Source organism: Nonomuraea sp. LP-02 (genome assembly GCF_036289125.1).
Classification (GTDB): Bacteria; Actinomycetota; Actinomycetes; order Streptosporangiales; family Streptosporangiaceae; genus Nonomuraea; species Nonomuraea bangladeshensis.
In genome coordinates this window covers 2,530,508-2,549,347 of the sequence record NZ_JAXCLK010000001.1, presented here as the reverse complement: position 1 = coordinate 2,549,347, position 18,840 = coordinate 2,530,508, and the positions used below count along the sequence as shown (strand labels likewise).

At 74.0% G+C, this 18,840-nt stretch carries 17 protein-coding genes; 6 read left to right on the top strand and 11 right to left on the bottom strand.

Annotation, left to right across the window (positions count from 1 at the left end; translation table 11 throughout):
• Positions 1–9 precede the first annotated feature (9 nt).
• Positions 10–1,164 carry an epoxide hydrolase family protein gene (locus tag SMD20_RS11805; RefSeq protein WP_329579043.1) on the bottom strand — a complete coding sequence of 385 codons (1,155 nt, stop codon included), beginning with the start codon at positions 1,162–1,164 and terminating at the stop codon, positions 10–12.
• Between the two features lie 63 nt (positions 1,165–1,227).
• Here SMD20_RS11805 and SMD20_RS11800 point away from each other — a divergent pair, with 63 nt between their 5' ends.
• Both SMD20_RS11800 and SMD20_RS11795 read left to right on the top strand, forming a co-directional pair.
• A complete protein-coding gene (locus SMD20_RS11800) occupies positions 1,228–2,202 on the top strand; it encodes a helix-turn-helix transcriptional regulator (protein WP_329592511.1) in 975 nt (324 codons plus the stop codon).
• 20 nt (positions 2,203–2,222) lie between these two features.
• On the top strand, positions 2,223–2,789 hold the full coding sequence (locus SMD20_RS11795; protein WP_329579040.1) for an NADAR family protein: 567 nt from the start codon (positions 2,223–2,225) through the stop codon (positions 2,787–2,789).
• A gap of 1 nt (position 2,790) precedes the next feature.
• Here the strand turns inward: SMD20_RS11795 and recD2 are convergent, their stop codons facing one another.
• A complete protein-coding gene (gene recD2, locus SMD20_RS11790; protein WP_329579036.1) occupies positions 2,791–4,938 on the bottom strand; it encodes an SF1B family DNA helicase RecD2 in 2,148 nt (715 codons plus the stop codon).
• Positions 4,939–5,047: 109 nt separating this feature from the next.
• Entirely contained in the window at positions 5,048–6,190 is a 1,143-nt protein-coding gene (locus SMD20_RS11785) for an acetate/propionate family kinase (protein WP_329579033.1), read from the bottom strand.
• A gap of 107 nt (positions 6,191–6,297) precedes the next feature.
• On the opposite strand from SMD20_RS11785, the gene SMD20_RS11780 reads away from it, so the two are divergent.
• The 4 genes from SMD20_RS11780 to SMD20_RS11765 all read left to right on the top strand — a co-directional run bounded on the left by SMD20_RS11780 (position 6,298) and on the right by SMD20_RS11765 (position 10,390).
• Entirely contained in the window at positions 6,298–6,786 is a 489-nt protein-coding gene (locus SMD20_RS11780; RefSeq protein WP_329579031.1) for a (2Fe-2S)-binding protein, read from the top strand.
• Positions 6,783–7,754: an FAD binding domain-containing protein gene (locus SMD20_RS11775; RefSeq protein ID WP_329579028.1), complete on the top strand. Its 972-nt coding sequence runs from the start codon at positions 6,783–6,785 to the stop codon at positions 7,752–7,754. The genes SMD20_RS11780 and SMD20_RS11775 overlap by 4 nt, the downstream gene beginning before the upstream one ends.
• Complete coding sequence (locus SMD20_RS11770; protein WP_329579025.1) at positions 7,751–9,781, top strand: xanthine dehydrogenase family protein molybdopterin-binding subunit; 2,031 nt, start codon at positions 7,751–7,753, stop codon at positions 9,779–9,781. The genes SMD20_RS11775 and SMD20_RS11770 overlap by 4 nt, the downstream gene beginning before the upstream one ends.
• Before the next feature lie 66 nt (positions 9,782–9,847).
• Complete coding sequence (locus SMD20_RS11765) at positions 9,848–10,390, top strand: DUF6328 family protein (protein WP_329579022.1); 543 nt, start codon at positions 9,848–9,850, stop codon at positions 10,388–10,390.
• Here SMD20_RS11765 and SMD20_RS11760 read toward each other — a convergent pair.
• The 8 genes from SMD20_RS11760 to SMD20_RS11725 form a co-directional block, all read right to left on the bottom strand.
• Positions 10,303–10,656 carry a cation:proton antiporter gene (locus SMD20_RS11760; protein ID WP_329579020.1) on the bottom strand — a complete coding sequence of 118 codons (354 nt, stop codon included), beginning with the start codon at positions 10,654–10,656 and terminating at the stop codon, positions 10,303–10,305. The genes SMD20_RS11765 and SMD20_RS11760 overlap by 88 nt on opposite strands.
• Complete coding sequence (locus SMD20_RS11755) at positions 10,653–10,925, bottom strand: monovalent cation/H+ antiporter complex subunit F (RefSeq protein ID WP_329579017.1); 273 nt, start codon at positions 10,923–10,925, stop codon at positions 10,653–10,655. Before SMD20_RS11755 ends, SMD20_RS11760 begins: the two co-directional genes overlap by 4 nt.
• Complete coding sequence (locus SMD20_RS11750) at positions 10,922–11,467, bottom strand: Na+/H+ antiporter subunit E (RefSeq protein ID WP_329579014.1); 546 nt, start codon at positions 11,465–11,467, stop codon at positions 10,922–10,924. The genes SMD20_RS11755 and SMD20_RS11750 overlap by 4 nt, the downstream gene beginning before the upstream one ends.
• Positions 11,464–13,047 carry a Na+/H+ antiporter subunit D gene (locus tag SMD20_RS11745; protein WP_329579011.1) on the bottom strand — a complete coding sequence of 528 codons (1,584 nt, stop codon included), beginning with the start codon at positions 13,045–13,047 and terminating at the stop codon, positions 11,464–11,466. Before SMD20_RS11745 ends, SMD20_RS11750 begins: the two co-directional genes overlap by 4 nt.
• Positions 13,044–13,850, bottom strand: a complete 807-nt coding sequence (locus SMD20_RS11740) for a Na(+)/H(+) antiporter subunit C (protein WP_329579008.1) — start codon at positions 13,848–13,850, stop codon at positions 13,044–13,046. Before SMD20_RS11740 ends, SMD20_RS11745 begins: the two co-directional genes overlap by 4 nt.
• Positions 13,847–16,633: a Na+/H+ antiporter subunit A gene (locus SMD20_RS11735; protein ID WP_329579005.1), complete on the bottom strand. Its 2,787-nt coding sequence runs from the start codon at positions 16,631–16,633 to the stop codon at positions 13,847–13,849. Before SMD20_RS11735 ends, SMD20_RS11740 begins: the two co-directional genes overlap by 4 nt.
• 124 nt (positions 16,634–16,757) lie before the next feature.
• Positions 16,758–18,110: an alpha/beta hydrolase gene (locus tag SMD20_RS11730; RefSeq protein ID WP_329579002.1), complete on the bottom strand. Its 1,353-nt coding sequence runs from the start codon at positions 18,108–18,110 to the stop codon at positions 16,758–16,760.
• 197 nt (positions 18,111–18,307) lie between these two features.
• On the bottom strand, positions 18,308–18,727 hold the full coding sequence (locus SMD20_RS11725) for an SRPBCC family protein (protein WP_329578999.1): 420 nt from the start codon (positions 18,725–18,727) through the stop codon (positions 18,308–18,310).
• Between the last annotated feature and the right edge of the window lie 113 nt (positions 18,728–18,840).

Sequence of the window (18,840 nt, the reverse complement as noted above, 5' to 3'; positions counted from 1 at the left end):
CCGCCTTCGCTACCTCAGCCCGGCGAAGAGGGCGCGCAGCTCGGCCACGAGCAGGTCCGGCGCCTCCAGCGCGGCGAAGTGGCCGCCGCGGTCGAACTCCGACCAGCGCACGACGTTGTGCACCGGCTCGGCCAGCGGCCGCACCGAGAGGTCGGTCGGGAAGACCGCCACGCCCGTCGGCACCGTCCCGCGCGGCTTCGGCGCCCACGCGGCGGCGTCGTTGAAGCGCTCGTAGTAGGTGTGGGCGGCCGGGCCGGCCGTCTCGGTGAACCAGTAGACGCTCACGTCGGTCAGGATGCGGTCGCGGTCCACGGCGTCCTCGGGCAGCTTCGCCGCCGGGTCCGTCCAGTCCTTGAACTTCTCCACGATCCAGGCGAGCTGCCCGGCGGGGGAGTCGTGCAGCGCGGCCGCGATCGTCTGCGGGCGGGTGCCCTGCAGGTTCATGTACGCGCCCAGCTTCTGCTGCCACTCCTCCATGCCGGCCAGCCGGGCCCGCTCGGTGCCGGTGAGCGCGCCCATGATCGCCGGGTCGCCGTTCGGGAACGTGAGCAGCGCGTTGACGTGCACGCCGATGACGTGCTCCGGCGCGGCCCGGCCGATGAGCGGCGCGATGAAGGCGCCGACGTCGCCGCCCTGCACCCCGTAGCGGTCGTAGCCGAGCCGGTCCATGAGCGTGGCGAGCGCGGCGGCGGTGCGGCCGTCGGTCCAGCCGGTGTCCGGCAGCGGGCCGGAGAAGCCGTAGCCGGGCAGCGACGGGATCACCAGGTGGAAGGCGTCGGACGCGGCGCCGCCGTACGCGGCCGGGTCGGTGAGCGGCCCGATGACGTCGAGGAACTCCACCACCGATCCCGGCCAGCCGTGCAGGAGCAGCAGCGGCGTGGCCTCGGGCACGCCCGAGCGAACGTGCAGGAAGTGCACGTTCGCGCCGTCGATCGTGGTGGTGAACTGCGGGAAGGCGTTGAGCGCCGCCTCCTGGGCGCGCCAGTCGAAGCCGTCGGCCCAGTACGCGGCGAGCTCCCGCAGGTAGCCGGTCGGCACGCCGCGCTCCCATCCGGTGCCGGGCAGCTCCGGGGCCCAGCGGGTGCGATGCAGGCGGTCGCGCAGGTCGTCGAGGGCGGCCTGGGGGATGTCGATGCGGTACGGCGCGATGCGCGGGTTATCCATGCACGGCAGGCTAGGAGGAATCAGTGACAGGCTCTGGCACCGATGAGCGGAAGAATGGCGGCCATGCTGGAGACCTCGGCGCGGCTGCTCCGCCTGCTGTCCCTCCTCCAATCCCGGGCCGACTGGAGCGGCGCCGAGCTGGCCGACCGGCTCGGCGTGGGCCTGCGGACGGTGCGGCGCGACGTCGGGCGCCTGCGCGAGCTCGGCTACCCGGTGGACGCCACCCCCGGCGTGGCCGGCGGCTACCGGCTGGGCGTGGGCGCCGCGCTGCCGCCGCTGCTGCTCGACGACGAGGAGGCGGTGGCCGTCGCGCTCAGCCTGCGCACCGCCGCCACCGGCAGCGTCGCCGGGCTGGAGGAGGCCGCGCTGCGCGCGCTGGCCAAGCTGCGGCAGGTGCTGCCGTCGCGGCTGCGGCACCGGGTGTCGGCGTTCGAGGCCGCGACCGTCCCGCTGGCCGGGGCCGCCGTCCCCGGCGTCGGCGCGGACCTGCTCACCGCGGTCGCCGCCGCCTGCCGCGACCACCGGCGGCTGCGGCTGCGCTACCGGGGCCGCGACGGGGCGAGCGAACGGGAGGTGGAGCCGCACCGGCTGGTCCACACGCCGCGCCGCTGGTACCTGCTGGCGTGGGACGTCGGGCGGCGCGACTGGCGGACGTTCAGGATGGACCGCGTCGAGGAGCTGCTGGGCCTGCCCGGCGCCCGGTTCACGCCGCGCACGCCGCCGGAGGACGACGCGGCGGCGTACGTCTCGCGCGGCATCACCACCGCCCCCTACCGGCACCGCGCCCGGATCCTCTTCCACGCCCCGCTCGCCGCGGTCGCGCCGCGCACCTCGCCGGGCGCGGGCCGGCTGGAGCCGGTGGACGGCGAGCGCTGCCTGTTCACGGCCGGCGCCGACTCCCTCGACGAGCTGGCCGCGTACGTCGCCGCCAAGGGCTTCGACTTCGAGGTGCTCGACCCGCCCGAACTGGCGGCCACCCTCCGCGCCCTCGCCGCCCGCCTGCACCGCGCCGCCGATCACTCGACGGAACAACCATGATCTGTGGCACAGTCACCCTCATGTCCGACGAACCCGCCCTCCCCATGACCGTCGAGGAGGCCGTCGCCGCCGAGCGTGCCGGTCTCCGGCTGAAGTACCTCTACTTCTGGGGTCACCGGCCGCCGCGCGGCGGCGGCGTGGGGCCCGGCTGCCTCAGCCAGTGGTGGCCGGTGACGTTCACGGAGGACGGCCACGTCTACGCCTCCGCCGAGCACTACATGATGGCGCACAAGGCGTGGCTGTTCGGCGACGGCGAGACCGCCGAACGGATCCTCGCCGCCGGGCACCCGGCCGAGGCCAAGGACCTCGGCCGTGAGGTGCGCGGCTTCGACGAGGCCACCTGGGCCGAGGCGCGGTTCGCCGTCGTGGCCCGGGGCAACGCCGCCAAGTTCGGCCAGCACGCCGACCTGGGCGCCTATCTGCTCGGCACCTCCGGGCGGGTGCTGGTGGAGGCCAGCCCCCGCGACCGGGTGTGGGGCATCGGCCTGGCCGCCGCCGACGAGCGCGCCGCCTCCCCGGCCGCCTGGCAGGGACTCAACCTGCTCGGCTTCGCGCTCATGGCCGCCCGCGCCACGCTCCAGGGGTAGGTCAGGTCTCCGCCGCCGGGGTCTCCAGGGTCAGGGACAGGCGGCGGGCCAGGCCGGTGTTGCGGCGGGAGCCGATCCGGTGGACGGCCAGCTCCAGCGCCTCGCGCTGCCCCACCAGCACCACCCACGCCCTGGCCCGGGTGACCAGGGTGTAGAGGAGCTTGCGGCGCAGCATGATGCCGCCGGACTCGGCGACGATCGGCGCCACCACGAACGGGTATTCGCTGCCCTGCGAGCGGTGCACGCTGATCGCGTAGGCGTGGGTGAGGTCGTCGAGCTCGTCGAAGCCGTAGGCGACGCTCTCGCCGTCGTCGGTGCGGATGGTGATCGTGCGCTCGGCCGGGGTCACGGCCGTCACCGTGCCCGTCTCGCCGTTGAAGACGCCCTTGTCGTAGTTGTTGCGGATCGGCATGACGCGGTCGCCGACCCGGAACACGGTGGCTCCCGACCAATGCTCGGGCTTGTCGTCGGCGGCCGGGTTGAGCTGCTCCTGGATGAGCCGCCCGAGCGCGGTGGCGCCGGTCTCGCCCTTGCGCATCGGGCACAGCACCTGGACCTGGCTGGGCTCGACGCCCTGCTTGCGGGGGATCGCGACCATGGCGAGATGGGCGACCCGCTGGGCGACCTGCGCGGGGTCGTCGAGTTCCTCGAACCAGAAGCCGCCCCGGCCCGGCGTGACCGGCATGCGCCCGGCGCGGATGCGGTGGGCCGCCTCGACGATGCCGCTGCCGTCCGCCTGCCGGAAGACGTGGGTGAGCTGGATGCGCGGGACGCCGGGCACCCGCAGCAGGTCGGCCAGGACGTCGCCGGGGCCGATGCTCGGGAGCTGGTCGCTGTCGCCGATGAGCAGCAGGTGGCTGCCGGACGGGACGGCCGCCACCAGCCGGGTGGCCAGGTGCAGGTCGAGCATGGACGCCTCGTCCACCACGATGAGGTCGGCCCGCGAGGGCCGCTCGTCGAACAGCGTGCCGGGCTCGGGGTCGGGCTGCTGGGCCAGCATGCGGTGGACGGTCATCGCCGGCAGCCCGGTCAGCTCCGACAGCCGCTTGGCGGCCTTGCCGGTCGGCGCGGCCAGCGTGACCGTGCCGCCCGCCTGCCGCACCGCGGTCGCGACGGCCCGGACGGTGTGGCTCTTGCCCACCCCGGGCCCACCGGTGATCACCGCGACCGTGCTGGTCAGCGCCATGGTGACGGCCGCCCGCTGGTCGTCGTGGAGCGAGTCGTCCTCGCGGAAGGCGCGCAGCGGCAGCGTCGAGCGGGCCCGGAGCAGCCGGGCGAGGTGCGTGGCCAGCGCCTGCTCGCGGGCGTGCACGTGCTTGGCGTAGGCCACGAGCTGACCCGGCTGCGCGGGCGAGGTCTCCACCGCCAGGCGGCGCTCGGCGACCAGCGCGTCGAGCTGCGGGCGCACCAGGTCCTGGTCCTGCTCGATCAGCTCGGCCGTCTCGCGCACGAGGGCGGCGACCGGGAGGTAGCAGTGGCCGTCGCGGCTCCCCGCCGCCTCCAGCCGGTCGAGCAGCGCCGCCCTGACCCGCTGCGGGCTGCGCTCGGGCACCCCCGACTGCAGCGCGATGCGGTCGGCCACCCGGAACGCGATGCCCCGCACCCGCCCGATCAGCCGGTAGGGGTCGGTCGCCAGCACCTCGTCGGCGTCCTGCCCGAACGCCTGGTAGATCTTGGCCGCCAGCAGCGGGCTCACCCCGAGCCCCTGCAACGTCACCATCAGCGCGGCGATGGCCTTCTGCTCCCGCCACGCCTCCACGATCTGCGCCTGCCGCAGCGGCCCGATGTTGACCACCTCGGTGAGCCGCCCGGGCTCGGCGTCGATGACCTTGAGCGTGGCCTCGCCGAAGTGCTCGACGATCGCGTGCGCGAGCCGCGGCCCGATGCCTCTGACCAGGCCCGAGCCGAGATAGATGCGGATGGCCCGGACCGACGACGGCGTGACGCGCTCGCAGCCGGACACCGCGAATCGCCGCCCGTGGCGGGCGTGCCGGCCCCACTCGCCGTGCAGGCGCAGCGTCTCGCCCGGCTGCACCCCGGCCAGCGCCCGCCCGGTCGCCACGAAGCCGGGCTCGCCGTCGGCGCTCATGCGCGCGACGGTGTACGAGTCCTCGCGGACGTAGACGAGCTGCTCGACCGACGCCTCCACAGGGACGATCCAACCATCCCGCACCGACAAACCCCCGAGAGCGGGGGAGGGGCAGGGCGGGCCGGGGGCACGGCAGGTCATCCGGCGCCGGGCACGTCTCCGGCCCGCGTCAGGGGTCCTCCTCGCCGAGCACGCGCAGGCATTCGCGGGCGAGCTGCAGCTCCTCGCGCACCTGCACCACCAGGACGGGCACGGCGGCCCCGTCCGCGCTGACCGGCCCGTCGTCGCGGCGGCCGGTGAGCGCGGGCGGCTCGATCCCGAGCGGCCCGAGCCGCCGGCAGACCGCCTCGCGCACCTCGGGCTGGTCCCAGCCGATCTCGCCGGTGAACACCAGGGCGTCCACGCGCGGCAGCGACGTGGCCGCGGCGGCGATCTCCCGCGCCACCCCGTGGGCGAACACGCGCAGCGCCAGCCCGGCGTCCTTGTCGCCGTCGCGCTCGGCGGCGACCAGCTCGCGGGTGTCGCCGGAGCGTCCGGACAGGCCGAGCAGCCCGGAACGCCGTTCCAGCCCCTCGCTCAGCTCGTCCAGGCTCAGGCGGCCCTCGGCCAGCAGCCAGGTCAGCATCCCCGGATCGACGCTGCCCGAGCGCTTGCTCATGGGCATGCCCTCCAGCGGCGTGAACCCCATCGAGGTGTCCACGCTGCGCCCGCCCGACAGCGCGCACGCCGAGCACCCGCCGCCCAGGTGTGCCATCAGCAGCTCCAGCTCGGCGAGCGGCCGGCCGAGCAGCTCCGCCGTACGGTCGGCGGCCCAGGCGTAGGACAGGCCGTGGAAGCCGTAGCGGCGCAGGCCGTGCCGCTCGCGCCACTCGCGCGGCAGCGCGTACGTCGCCGCCTCCTCCGGCAGCTCCGCGTGGAAGGCGGTGTCCGGGCAGAGCACGTGGGGCACCGCGGGAAGCTGCTCGCGGGCGGCCTCCAGCAGCGCCAGCGCGGGTGGCAGGTGCAGCGGCGCGAGGCTCGTCACGCCGCGCAGCGCCGCCACCGTCTCGTCGTCGGCGACCGCAGGGGCGCGCACCGCCTCGCCGCCGTGCACCAGGCGGTGCGCCACCGCCCGGATGTCCCGGTCGAAGTGCCCGCCGAGGAAACGGGCCAGCTCCTCCCGCGCCGCGGCCGGGTCGGCGGCCCGCTCGGCGTGCGCGCTGTCCAGCACACAGCCGCCCTGCACCAGGTCGAGACGCAGGCTGGAGGAGCCCGCGTTGACGGTCAGCACCGCCGCCGATTCGCTCATCCGCTCGTCGAACGCCAGGCCCATGCGCCCCCGGCTACCCGCCACCGCCCGCGCAAAACGGACGGCTTGGGACGAAGGCGCTTTACCGCCCCCGGAGGTTGCCCGGCGATCAGGTCGGGTAGCGAGCGCTCATGGACATCCGCCTTACGGTGAACGGCAGGCCGCACACGCTCGACGTCGACCCCCGAATATCGCTGCTCGACCTGCTGCGCGAGCGGCTGGGGCTGATCGGCTCGAAGAAGGGGTGCGACCACGGGCAGTGCGGCGCCTGCACCGTCCTCGTGGAGGGGCGGCGGGCCAACTCCTGCCTGGCGCTGGCGGTCGCCATGGACGGTCTCGCCGTCACTACCGTCGAGGGCCTCGCCGACGGCGAGCAGCTGCACCCGCTGCAGGCCGCCTTCATGGAGCACGACGCCTTCCAGTGCGGCTACTGCACCCCAGGCCAGCTCTGCTCGGCGGCCGGCATGCTCGGCGAGCCGGGCCCGAGTGCCGTCACCGAGAACCTCCTGGACGACCCCGAGCTCACCCCGCACGAGATCAGGGAGCGCATGAGCGGCAACCTGTGCCGCTGCGGCGCGTACGTCAACATCGTCAGCGCCATCTCCGAGGTCGCCCGATGAGGCCGTTCGACTACGCCCGCGCCACCAGCGCCGCCGACGCCGTGCGCCGCTACCGCCCCGGCACCATGTACCTGGGCGGCGGCACCAACCTCGTCGACCTCATGCGCCTCGGCGTGGCCCGCCCCGAGCACCTGCTGGACGTCAGCCGGCTGCCGCTGGACGCCGTCGAGGAGGTCCGCGGCCGGCTGCGCGTCGGCGCGGCGGTGCGCAACACCGACCTCGCCGCGCATCCGCTGGTGCGCGCCCGCTACCCGATGCTCGCCCGCGCGGTGCTCACCGGCGCCTCCGGCCAGATCCGCAACATGGCCACCGTGGCGGGGAACCTGCTGCAGCGCACCCGGTGCGCCTACTTCCAGGACGTGAGCAGGCCGTGCAACAAACGCCGGCCCGGCTCCGGCTGCCCCGCCATCGAGGGCGACCACTCCAACCTGGCCGTGCTCGGCCACTCCGGCGCGTGCGTGGCCACCCACCCGTCCGACATGGCGGTGGCGCTGGCCGCGCTGGAGGCGGAGGTGCACGTCACCGGCCCGGCAGGCGACCGCATCATCCCCATGCCCGGCCTGCACCGCCTGCCCGGCGAGGCCCCGGAACGCGACACCGTGCTGGAACCGGGCGACCTCATCACCGCCGTCGAGCTGCCCCCGCCGCCGCCCGGCGCGTCCCTCTACCGCAAGGTCCGTGAACGGGCCTCGTTCGCCTTCGCCCTCGTGTCCATCGCGGCCGTCCTCGACGTCGCGGCCGACGGGACCGTCGCCGGGTGCCGGATCGCGCTCGGCGGTCTCGCGCACGTGCCCTGGCGGGCCGAACGCGCCGAGCGGGAGCTGATCGGCAGCCCGGCGACCGGCGGGGCGTTCCTGGCCGCCGCCGAGGCCGAGCTGGAGCAGGCCAGGCCGCTGCCGCGCAACGCCTACAAGGTCCCGTTGGCCCGCGACCTGATCGTCAACACGCTGGAGGAGCTGGCACCGTGAATCGCGTCGAGGGCCGCGTCAAGGTCACCGGGCTGGCCACGTACGCGGCCGAGTATCCCGTCGAGGGCGTCGCGTACGCCTATCCCGTCCAGTCGCTCATCGCCAAGGGCCGGGTCGCGAGGGTGGACGCCGCCGCCGCGCTCGACATGCCCGGCGTGCTCGCCGTGCTGTCCGTCGCCGACCCGCCCGAGCTGGCCGAGGACACCGACGCCGAGCTGGCGCTGTTCCAGCGGCGCGAGGTCGCCTACCGCGGCCAGATCATCGCCGCCGTCGTGGCCGGCACCTACGACGAGGCGCGCGCCGCCGCCGACGCCGTCCGCGTCGAGTACGAGCCCGCCGACCACGACGTCAGCCTGCGCGCCGACCACCCGGGCCTCTACCGTCCCGAGGTCGTCAACCCGGACTTCCCCTCCGACACCGAGCAGGGCGACATCGAGGCCGGGCTGGCGGAGGCGGCGACCGTCGTGGACGTCACGTACACGACGCCCGTCCTGCACAACAACCCGATGGAGCCGCACGCCGCGCTCGCCGTGTGGGACGCCGAGGGCACCCTGGTGGTCTACGACTCCACGCAGGGCGCCACCACGGACCGCGACATGATCGCGAAGACGCTGGGCCTGCCGCCCGGCCGGGTCAGGGTGGTGGCCCGGCACGTCGGCGGCGGCTTCGGCTCCAAGGGCACCACCCGGCCGCACGCCGTGCTGGCCGCCCTCGCCGCGCGCGTCACGGACCGGCCGGTCAAGGTGGCGCTGACCCGGCAGCAGATGTACGACGTGACCGGCTACCGCACGCCCACCATCCAGCGGCTGCGTCTCGGCGCGGACGGCGAGGGCCGGCTGATCGCGCTGGAGCACGTCGCCTACGAGCAGAGCTCGACGCTGAAGGAGTTCGCCGAGCAGACCGCCGTCCCGGCCCGCGTCATGTACGCCACCCCGGCCCTGCGCACCGCGCACCGGCTGGTCCGGCTGGACGTCGCCACCCCGTCGTGGATGCGCGCTCCGGGGGAGTGCCCCGGCATGTACGCCCTGGAGTCGGCCATGGACGAGCTGGCCTACGCCGGCGGCATCGACCCGGTCGAGCTGCGGCTGCGCAACGAGCCCGAGACCGAGCCGGAGAGCGGCCTGCCGTTCAGCTCCCGCGACCTGGCCGGCTGCCTGCGCGAAGGGGCCCGCCGTTTCGGCTGGGAGCGGCGCGACCCGCAGCCGGGCGTCCGGCGCGACGGGGAGTGGCTGATCGGCACCGGCGTGGCCGCCTCCACCTACCCGGCGAAGCGGAGCCCGTGCCAGGCCGTGGCGTGCGTCCGCGACGGCGGCTTCCTCGTCCAGGTGGCCGCGGCCGACATCGGCACCGGCGCGCGCACCGCGCTCACCAGGATCGCCGCCGAGACGCTGGGCGTCGCCCCCGACCGGGTGCACGTCGAGCTCGGCGACAGCGACCTGCCGCCCGCGCCGGTCGCCGGCGGCTCGATGGGCACCGCCTCCTGGGGGTCGGCCGTCGTACGCGCCTGCGAGGAGCTGAAGAAGGACGGCAGGGAGGGCCGCGCGGACACCACCGAGGAGGTCGGGCAGGACTCCGAGCTGGCCAGGCACGCCTTCGGCGCGCAGTTCGCCGAGGTACGGGTCAGCGCCGTCACCGGCGAGGTCCGGGTGTCGCGGCTGCTCGGCGTGTTCGCCGCGGGCCGCATCGTGGACGCCCGGCTGGCCCGCTCGCAGTTCATCGGCGGCATGACGATGGGCCTCGGCATGGCGCTCATGGAGGAGACGCTGACCGACGAGGAGTTCGGCGGCTTCCTGCGCCGCGACCTCGCGCAGTACCACATCCCGGCCTGCGCCGACGTCCCGGACGTCGAGGCGGTCTGGCTGGAGGAGGAGGACGAGCGGCTCAACCCGATGGGCAGCAAGGGCATCGGCGAGATCGGCATCGTCGGCACCGCGGCCGCCATCGGCAACGCCGTGCACCACGCCACCGGCCACCGCGTCAGGGAGCTGCCGATCACCCCGGCAAAGATCGTAATGTCCAGGTTTTGACACTTTTTTACGTGGAAGTAGAGCGCTCTTCACGCCGCGATCCGCGGCGACGGCACAGGAGGGCGTGTGAGCCGAGAATCGGACAAGGAGCGGGCGGACCGCAATTTCGTGGAGCTCCTGCAGGGGGCCCGCGTCGCGGTCACAGGCGTGCAGGTGCTGTTCGCGTTCCTGCTGACGGTGCCGTTCTCGCAGCAGTTCGACAGGCTGGCCCCGGCCGACCGGTGGCTGTTCTTCGCGGCGCTGGTCGGCGCGGCGGTGGCCTCGATCTGCTACATCGCGCCCACGGCGCAGCACCGGGTGCTGTTCCGTCAGGGCCGCAAGGAGCTGCTGGTGAAGCGCTCCAACTTCTACGGGATCCTGGGCGCTCTGGCGCTGATCGTGTCGATGACGGCGGCCACCGGACTGGTGATCGACTACCTGTTCGGGCCCCGGCTGGCCTGGCCCGTCGCCGCCGCGATCGCCGTCCTCGCCCTCTGGACGTGGTTCGGCCAGGCGGCGATCGACCGGGCCAACGGCGACGATCAGGACTCCGGCGAGGAGCCGGACGACTCCTCCGGCGGCAGCGACGTCCCGTCGTCCTCGTCCTCCCGCGCGGAGTCCCGGGCGTAGGCGGCCCGCGCCACCGTGTACGCCGCCACCGCCACGGTGATCACCTGCGAGAGCCCGACCAGCGCGAGCGGCCCGGCGGTCGCCCAGGTGGGCCGGTGCAGCCACATGGCGAGCAGCACCAGCAGCACCCCGGCCACCTGGGGCTTGGTCCCGGCGTGCATGCGCTCCAGCGTGTGACGGAACTTCACCAGGCCCGCCCCCGCAGACAGCGCCAGCAGCGCGCCCAGCAGGAGACAGGCCCCGGCGAGCGGATCAAGAGAGCTCATCGGGGCCTCCTGCCGGACCGGGCGGTGAAGAACCGGGCCAGCGACACCGACCCGACGAACCCCAGCAGCGACAGCACCAGCAGGATCGGCAGGTCCGAGTAGTCGTCCCTGGCCACCGCGAACGCGCCCGCGCCGCACATCGCCAGCGACGTCATCACGTCCAGCGCCACGGCCCGGTCCAGCATCGACGGGCCGCGCGCCGCCCGGTACAGGGTGAGCGCGGCGGCCACGCCGAGCAACGCCAGCGTCAGCGCGTACACCAGCGTCACGGCGTCCCCAGCTCCTCCCGGTCGGCGCGGGTGCCGAACGCGGCCACCACCCGCGACTCCAGCGCGGTCACGTCGCCGCGCACCTTCTCCGTCGCGTCGCCGGGGATGCCGAGGACGTGCAGCATCAGGCACCGCTCGGCGAGGTAGGCCTCCACCACGATGCTGCCGGGCACGTTCGCCAGCGCCGTCATGATGAGCACCGTCATGGGCTCCGACGACGTGCGCAGGTGCACCCGGACGAGCTGCGCGGGCGGCGGCCCCGGCCGGAACACGTAGAACACCACCCGCGCCGTCGAGGCCACGAGGTCCCATCCGAAGAACAGGAGGAAGCGCGCCAGCGCGACGGGCCGGAGCCTGATGCCGGGGTCGAGGGCGGGCAGCGGCAGCAGCCACGACACCACCGCGCCCGCCGCGATCCCGCCCAGCACGTTGGCCGGCGACACGTCGCCCCACAACGTCACCCACACCAGCGTCAGCCAGGCCACCAGCGGCAGCGGCACCCTGCGGCCCAGCACGCGCGGGGCCAGCGGCCGCCCGTTCACCGCCGGTCTCCCAGCACCGCCGAGACGTAAGGCTCGCGTTCCATCAGCTCACCGGCCGTCCGCCAGGTCAGCGCCGACAGCGGCCCGGCCAGCACCGTGTACGCCAGCCCGAGCGCCACCAGCGCGGCCACCGGCCCCGCCAGCGCCGCCGGCAGCGTGGTCGTGGTGACCGTGGGCTCCTCGCCGGTGTCCTCCTCGCTCTCCACCACCGTGCCCTCCCGCTCCTCCCGAGTCGTCCGCCAGAACGCCTTCCCCCACGTCTTCGCGACGGCGTAGAGGGTGAGCAGGCTCGTCACCAGCCCGGCCGCCACGAGCGCCACCGGCAGCGGCCCGCCGTGCGCCAGCCCCGCCTGCACCAGCATCAGCTTGCCGAGGAAGCCCGACATCGGCGGGATGCCGGACAGGTTCATCGCGGGCACGAAGAACAGCACGGCGATCAGCGGCGCCGCCTTCATCAGCCCGCCCAGCTGGTTCACCGACGTGGTCCCGGTCCGCCGCTCGATGAGCCCGGTCACCAGGAACAGGCTGGTCTGCACGGTGATGTGGTGCACCACGTAGAAGACGGCGCCCGCCATGCCCGCGACCGTGGACAGCGCCACCCCGAACACCATGTACCCGATGTGGCTGACCAGCGTGAAGGAGAGCATCCGCTTGATGTCGGTCTGCGCCACCGCGCCGAGCACGCCGGCGAGCATCGTGGCCAGCGCCACCCACATGAGCAGCGTCGAGACCGGGCCGCCGGGGAACAGCAGCGCCTCCAGGCGGATGATCGCGTACACGCCGACCTTGGTGAGCAGGCCGGCGAAGACCGCCGTCGCCGAGGCCGGCGCGGTCGGGTAGGAGTCGGGCAGCCAGGCTGACATCGGGAACAGCGCCGCCTTGATCGCGAACACCAGCAGCAGCGTCAGCTCCACCAGCAGCTTCACCTGCTCGGGCAGCGTGGCGAAGCGCGTGGCGAGCTGGGCCAGCGACAGGGTGCCGGTGGCCGCGTACGTGATCGCCAGGGCGATCAGGAACAACATCGACGAGGCCAGCGCCATCAGCGTGTACGTCGCCCCGGCCCGGATCCGCGCCTCCGTCCCGCCGAAGGTCAGCAGCACGTACGAGCCGCTGAGCAGCAGCTCGAAGCCCACGAACAGGTTGAACAGGTCGCCCGTCAGGAACGCGTCGGCCACTCCCGCCACCATCACCAGGAACGCCGGATGGAAGATCGCCATCGGCGCGTCGTGCTCCTGCTCCTCGTAGGCGTTGGCGATGGAGTACACCATGACGCACAGCGTCACCGCCGACGACACCAGCAGCACCAGCGTGGAGAGCCGGTCGGCCACCAGGCAGATCCCGACGGGCGCGGGCCAGCCGCCGAGCTCGGTCACCAGCGGCCCGCCGGAATCGGCCGCCACCAGCAGCAGTACCGACACGGCCAGCGTCAGGCTCATCGTGCCGATGCTGAGCAGCGACTGCAGCCGCCGCAGCCGCCCGCCGATGGCCAGCTTCACCCCGGCGGCCAGCAGGGGCAGCAGCACCGGCACGCACACCAGCCCTTCCAGCACGGCCCTGCTCACAGGGAGGGCGAGGATCATGAGTCCTCGCCCTCCAGCTCCGGGTCCTGGGCCAGCGCCTGCCGTTCCAGCTCGCGGCGGATGGCGGCACGCAGCTCCCGGCGTGCCTCCCGCTGCCGCGCCTTGAGCTGCCTGCGCAGGTCGCGCTCCCTGGCCGCCTGCGTGACGCGGCGCCGCTCGTGCTCCTCCCGCAGCTCCTCGATGCGCAGCGCGTTGTCCACGGCGGGCTCGCGCAGCGCCGCCTCCTCCAGACGGTGCTGCAGCTCCTCCTCCGTGCCGCCCCGCTCGCGCAGCCGCCGCGCCCACTGCTCCAGCTCGACGTGGACACGGTCGATGCGCCGCTCCAGGTCCGCCTCCTCCAGCCGCTCCCGTTCGGCCTGCTCGGCCTCCAGCCGGGCCAGCTCGGCCCGCTGCTCGGCGATCAGCCGCCGGTAGGCGTCGTTGCGGCGGTGCAGGGCCTGGCTCAGCGCGCCGCGCCGGGCGCGCAGCCGCACCCGCCGGTCCTCGGTGTCGTCCTGGACCTCGTCGCTGCCGGTGAGCTGCCACGAGCGGTGCACCATGGCCAGCACGAACGCGGTCACCCCCAGCGTGATGACGATCGCGGTGAGCACCATGGCCTGGGGCAGCGGATCGGCCTTGCCCGCCGCCCCGACGAACGGGGGCACGCCCGCGCTGCCGCCCGCGGTGACGATGAGCAGGTTCACCCCGTTGCCCAGCATGATCACGCCGGCCAGCACCCGGACCAGGCTCCGCTCCAGCAGCAGCGCCACCCCGGCCGCGATCAGCGCGCAGGAGGCGGCGAAGGGCAGCAGCGGCCCGCTCACCCTTCCTCCCCGGCGTCCGGCTCCGCGCCCTCCCCGGCGTCGATCTGCCGGTCCAGCTCCGCGCCGAGGCCGCGCAGCACGTCCTGCACCATCCCGATGACCGACAGGTAGACGCCGATGTCGAACAGCAGCCCCGTCGACAGGTGCACGTGCCCGAGCACCGGCACCGTCACGTCGGTGTCCAGCATGTCGAGCGCCGCCCGCCCGGCCAGCAGGCCGATCAGCGCCGTCGCCGCCGAGAGGGTCAGCCCGACGCCCATGAGCACACCCGCGTGCACCGGCAGCGCCACGGCCAGCTCGTTGCGGCCGCCCGCCAGGTAGCGCACGGTGATCGCGAGCCCGGCCACGATGCCGCCGGCGAACCCGCCGCCCACCCCGCTGTGCCCGATGAACAGCAGGAACACCGACAGCAGCAGCACCGTGTGGAAGGTCAGCCTGGCCGCGATCTCGAACGGCACCATCCGCCTCTCGGCCGGCCGCGTCGAGGCCAGCCAGTGCGTACGCTCGGCGGGAGGCTGCTCGCCCCGCTCGATCGCGTACGTCCGCCGCCGCAGGAACACGAGGCTCGTCACGCCCAGCGTGAGCACGATCAGCACCGAGCTCTCGCCCAGGGTGTCCCAGGCGCGGAGGTCGAGGATGACCGCGCTGACGATGTTGGCGATGCCCGCCTCCCGCGCCGCGGCCTCCATGAGCCCGCCCACCGGCGCGGCACTGCGGGCGCTCATCGCCTCCATGCCGGCGCCGGTCGCCACCACGGCCACGGCCAGGCCGAGCGCGGCGCGCAGCGGCAGGGACAGCCGCCCTCTGACCGGGTCGATCGGCAGCCGCCGCAGCACCAGCGCGAAGATCACCAGGGCGAGCGTCTCGGCCAGGAACTGGGTGAGCGCCAGGTCGGGCGAGCCGTGCACGAGGAACAGCAGCGCCGTGCCGTACCCGGTGAAGCCCACGATGACGGCGAGGAAGATGGACGCGCGGGCGAACAGCGCCACCACCGCCGCCGCGACCGTCAGCACCGCGACGACGAGCTGCTCCGGCCGCTCCCACCAGACGACCGGCGACACCAGGCGGGGCGTGTCGCCGTAGATGACGGAGAACACGCCGACGCCGATCGTGGCCAGCAGCGCGAGCAGCAGGTAGTCCGGCACCGAACCGCGCTGGATCATGCCGGTGACCTGGAGGGCGAACCGGTCGAGGCGGCGGATCAGCGCCCAGTACGCCTGCCCGGAGTCCAGCAGGTGCAGCCGCGCGCCCATCCTCGCGACCGGCTCCCTGGCCAGGAACAGCACCACGCCGCCCGCCAGCGCCGCCGCCGACAGCAGCAGCGGCAGGCCGAACCCGCTCCACACCACCAGATGGGCGGCGTGCCCCGGGTCGCGGAAGAAGGCCGCGTAGCCGGTCTCCATCGTGTGGCCGTACCAGGACGAGAACGGCACCAGGACCAGCCCCAGCGCCGCCAGCAGCGCCGCGGGCACGAACGTCGCCGCGGCCGGCCGCTCCACTGGCCTCCCCTCGACCCCTGGTTTCGTGGCGAAGGCCCCCCACAGGAAGCGCAGCGTGTACGCCGCCGTCAGCGCCGACCCCGCCACCACGCCCGCCAGCGGCCACGGGGCGCCGCTCAGCGCCTCGAACGCCGCCTCCTTGCCGACGAACCCCGCGAGCGGCGGCACCCCCGCCATCGACGCCCCGGCCAGCACCGCCGCCGCGCACACCCACGGCATCGACCGTCCGAGCCCGCTCAGCTCGCGCAGGTCCCGGGTGCCGGCCGCGTGGTCGATCACGCCCACCAGCAGGAACAGCGCCGCCTTGAACAGCGCGTGCGCGAGCAGCATGCCCGCGCCCGCGAGCGCCGCCCCCTGCGTGCCGTACCCGAACAGCGCGGTCAGGAAGCCGAGCTGGCTGACCGTGCCGTAGGCCAGCAGCCGTTTGAGGTCGCTCTCGCGCAGCGCCCGCCAGCCGCCCAGCAGCATCGTCAGCAGCCCGAGCGCCACCGCCGGCGCCCGCCACCCCGTCAGGTCCCCGGCGGCCGGCCCGAGCCGCGCCACCAGGTACACGCCCGCCTTCACCATCGCCGCCGCGTGCAGGTACGCCGAGACCGGCGTCGGCGCGGCCATGGCCGCGGGCAGCCACGAGCTGAACGGGAAGATCGCCGACTTCGCGAGGGCGCCGGTCAGGATCAGCCCGATCGCGGCCGGCCCGATGTCGCCGGGACCGACCTCGGAGATCCGGTACGTGCCCGCCGCCGCCCCCACCAGCACGAACCCGGCCAGCATGGCCAGGCCGCCGAACGTGGTGATCGTCAGCGCCTTCATCGCCGCCTGCCGGCTCATCCGGCTCTCCGGGTCGTGGCCGATCAGCAGGTACGAGAAGACGGTGGTCAGCTCCCAGAAGACGTACAGCAGGAGCAGGTCGTCGGCCGTCACCAGCCCCAGCATCGACCCGGCGAAGGCCACCATCACGCCGCCGTAGCGGCCGAGCCCCTCGTCGCCGGCCGAGAAGTAGCGGGCGCTGTAGACCAGCACCAGCACGCCGACGCCGGTGACCAGCGCCATCATGAGCATCGCCAGCGCGTCGGCGCGGAAGGCCAGCTCCAGCCCCGTCGACGGCGCCCACCGGGTGACCTCTTCCGCCGGCACCCGCCCGCTCAGCCCCAGCCACACCGTGTACCCGAACCCCGCCGCCGGAGCCAGCGCCAGCACCGGCAGCGCGCGCCGCCCGCCGATCCGGCGGGCCAGCCAGGGAGCGCACACCGCCGCCACCGCGTGCAGGATCAGCAGCGACTCCATGGGCTCCTCGGGCGGGGGCGGGCATACCGGTCTCGTCCGCCCAATCTCGCCCACGCCGCGACCCCGGCCGCGCAGGCACGGCCGAGGTTGACCAGTCCCTCACCAGCGGGAGGGGCTGGCGGCATCAGACCTTGGCGGAAGCGTGGCAGGCTCCGCGGACCGGCGCGCGGCCGGTGATCAGGTAGCGGTCGACCTGGCGCTCCACGCAGGACGAACCGCCGTGGTAGGCCGTGTGGCCGTCGCCGTCGTTGGTCAGCAGCACGCCGTTGTCGAGCTGCGCGGCCAGCGACCTGGCCAGCGCGTACGGCGTCGCCGGGTCCCGGGTCGTGCCCACCACCACGATCGGCGGCGAGCCGGGCGCCGTGACCTTCTTGGTGAACTTCCGCCCCTTGACCGGCCAGTACGGGCACGGCGTCTCGGGGTGGTCGACGCAGGAGATGGCCAGGCGGGCCATGGACTCGTTCTTGTAGGTGCCGTCCTGGTTGCGGCCGTTGTAGAGGTCGGCGAGGACCAGCAGGGCCGTGCCGTCGCCCTTGAACGCCATCGCCAGCGAGCCGCGCAGATACTTCCAGGAGTCGGCCGAGTAGAGCGCGGCCATGATGCCGGTGCGCACGATCGACTCGGTGACCTGCCGCCCGTCCATGGTGTTGCGCAGCGGGGCGCGGTCGGCCCGCCGCAGCAGCGTGTCCAGGCGCCTGCCGGCCGCGGTCAGGGCGTGCTTCTCGAAGGGGCAGTCCGCGCGCTTGAAGCAGTCGCGCAGGAACGCGTTCATCGCCACCTGGAACCCCTGCGCCTGCGAGCGCTGGAACTCGGCCCCCGTCTGCTGCGGGTCCTCGGCGCCGTCCAGCACCATCGCCCGGATCCGCCTCGGGTAGAGGTCGGCGTACCTGGCGCCCAGGTAGGTGCCGTAGGACCAGCCCAGGTACGTCAGGCGGGCGTCGCCGAGCGCGGAGCGCATCACGTCCAGGTCGCGGGCGGCCTCGTAGGTGCCGACGTGCCGCAGCAGCTCCTTGCCGGAGCCGGCGGCGCAGGACTTGGCCAGCGCCTTGCTCCACTCCGTGATCGCGGCGCGCTCGCGCCGGTCGTCGGGGGTGGAATCGGCGGCGTGGTAGGCGTCCATGCCGAGCGTGCCGAGGCAGCGCACCGGGGCCGACCGGCCCACGCCGCGCGGATCGAACGACACCACGTCGAAGCGCTGCCGCAGCGCGGCCGACAGGACCGTCCGGTCGGCCCGCAGCAGGTCCACGCCGGACGCGCCGGGGCCGCCGAAGTTCAGGACCACGGAGCCGATCTTCTTCCCGGTGGCGGGCAGCCGGATCAGACTGATCTTGATCTGCCGGCCGCCCGGCTTCGCATAGTCAAGCGGGACCCGCAACGTGGCGCACTGGAAGCCGCCGCCGCACGACGTCCAGGCCGGTCGCCGGCCGTAGGAGGTGGGGGCGCTTGTGGCGCCGGCCGCGCCGGCGAGACCGGTCATGGCGAGCAAAGCGGTGAGGGCCGCTGAAATGACAAGGATTGAGCGTCGCATGCTCAAACGCTGAACGTGAAAGCTTGCGATGCCCTTTAATAATGCTGTATTAGATCATTTGCAAGAATAAGAGCAGTGATCGGAAAAATCCGGCGGTGCGGCGAAAACAGGGATTTCGGCGCTCAGCCGGAGCCTGGTCTGTGAGCTCAGCCGGAACCCTCGACCCGCCGGTTCACCTCGTCGGCCAGCCGGTCGAGCGAGCGGTCCAGCAGCTCGCGGACCTCCGCCGACCGCTTCCCGCCCTCGGGCTCGTCCAGCAGCGAGATGTGCACCGTGACCTCGCTCGTGCCGCTCGCGGAGTCGGACACCTGGAGCCAGCCGGCGTAGTTGGGGTGGTCGCGGCCACCCCATTCGACGCGGAGCTGGTCCTCCTGGGCGCGGAACAGCCCCTCGTGGGTCCCCTCGCCCGGCACCAGATCGCCCTCGGCCTCCACCCGGTCGGGGCCCGCGTCGGAGACGTGCAGGCCGCGCGGCAGCCAGCGGTCCATCACGGCGACGTCGGAGGCCACGCCGAACACGATCGTGCTCTCGGCGGGCATGCCGCGAGATGCCTCGAATTCCGCCATTTCGACCCTCCGATATCCGTTCCCGGGTTGTTTCCAATCTGCCGCAGTACCCGGGTGATCCGCTCGCAAACCGGGGCCTTACTCCGGCCGTTCCCCGCTACCGTTTGCGGGGT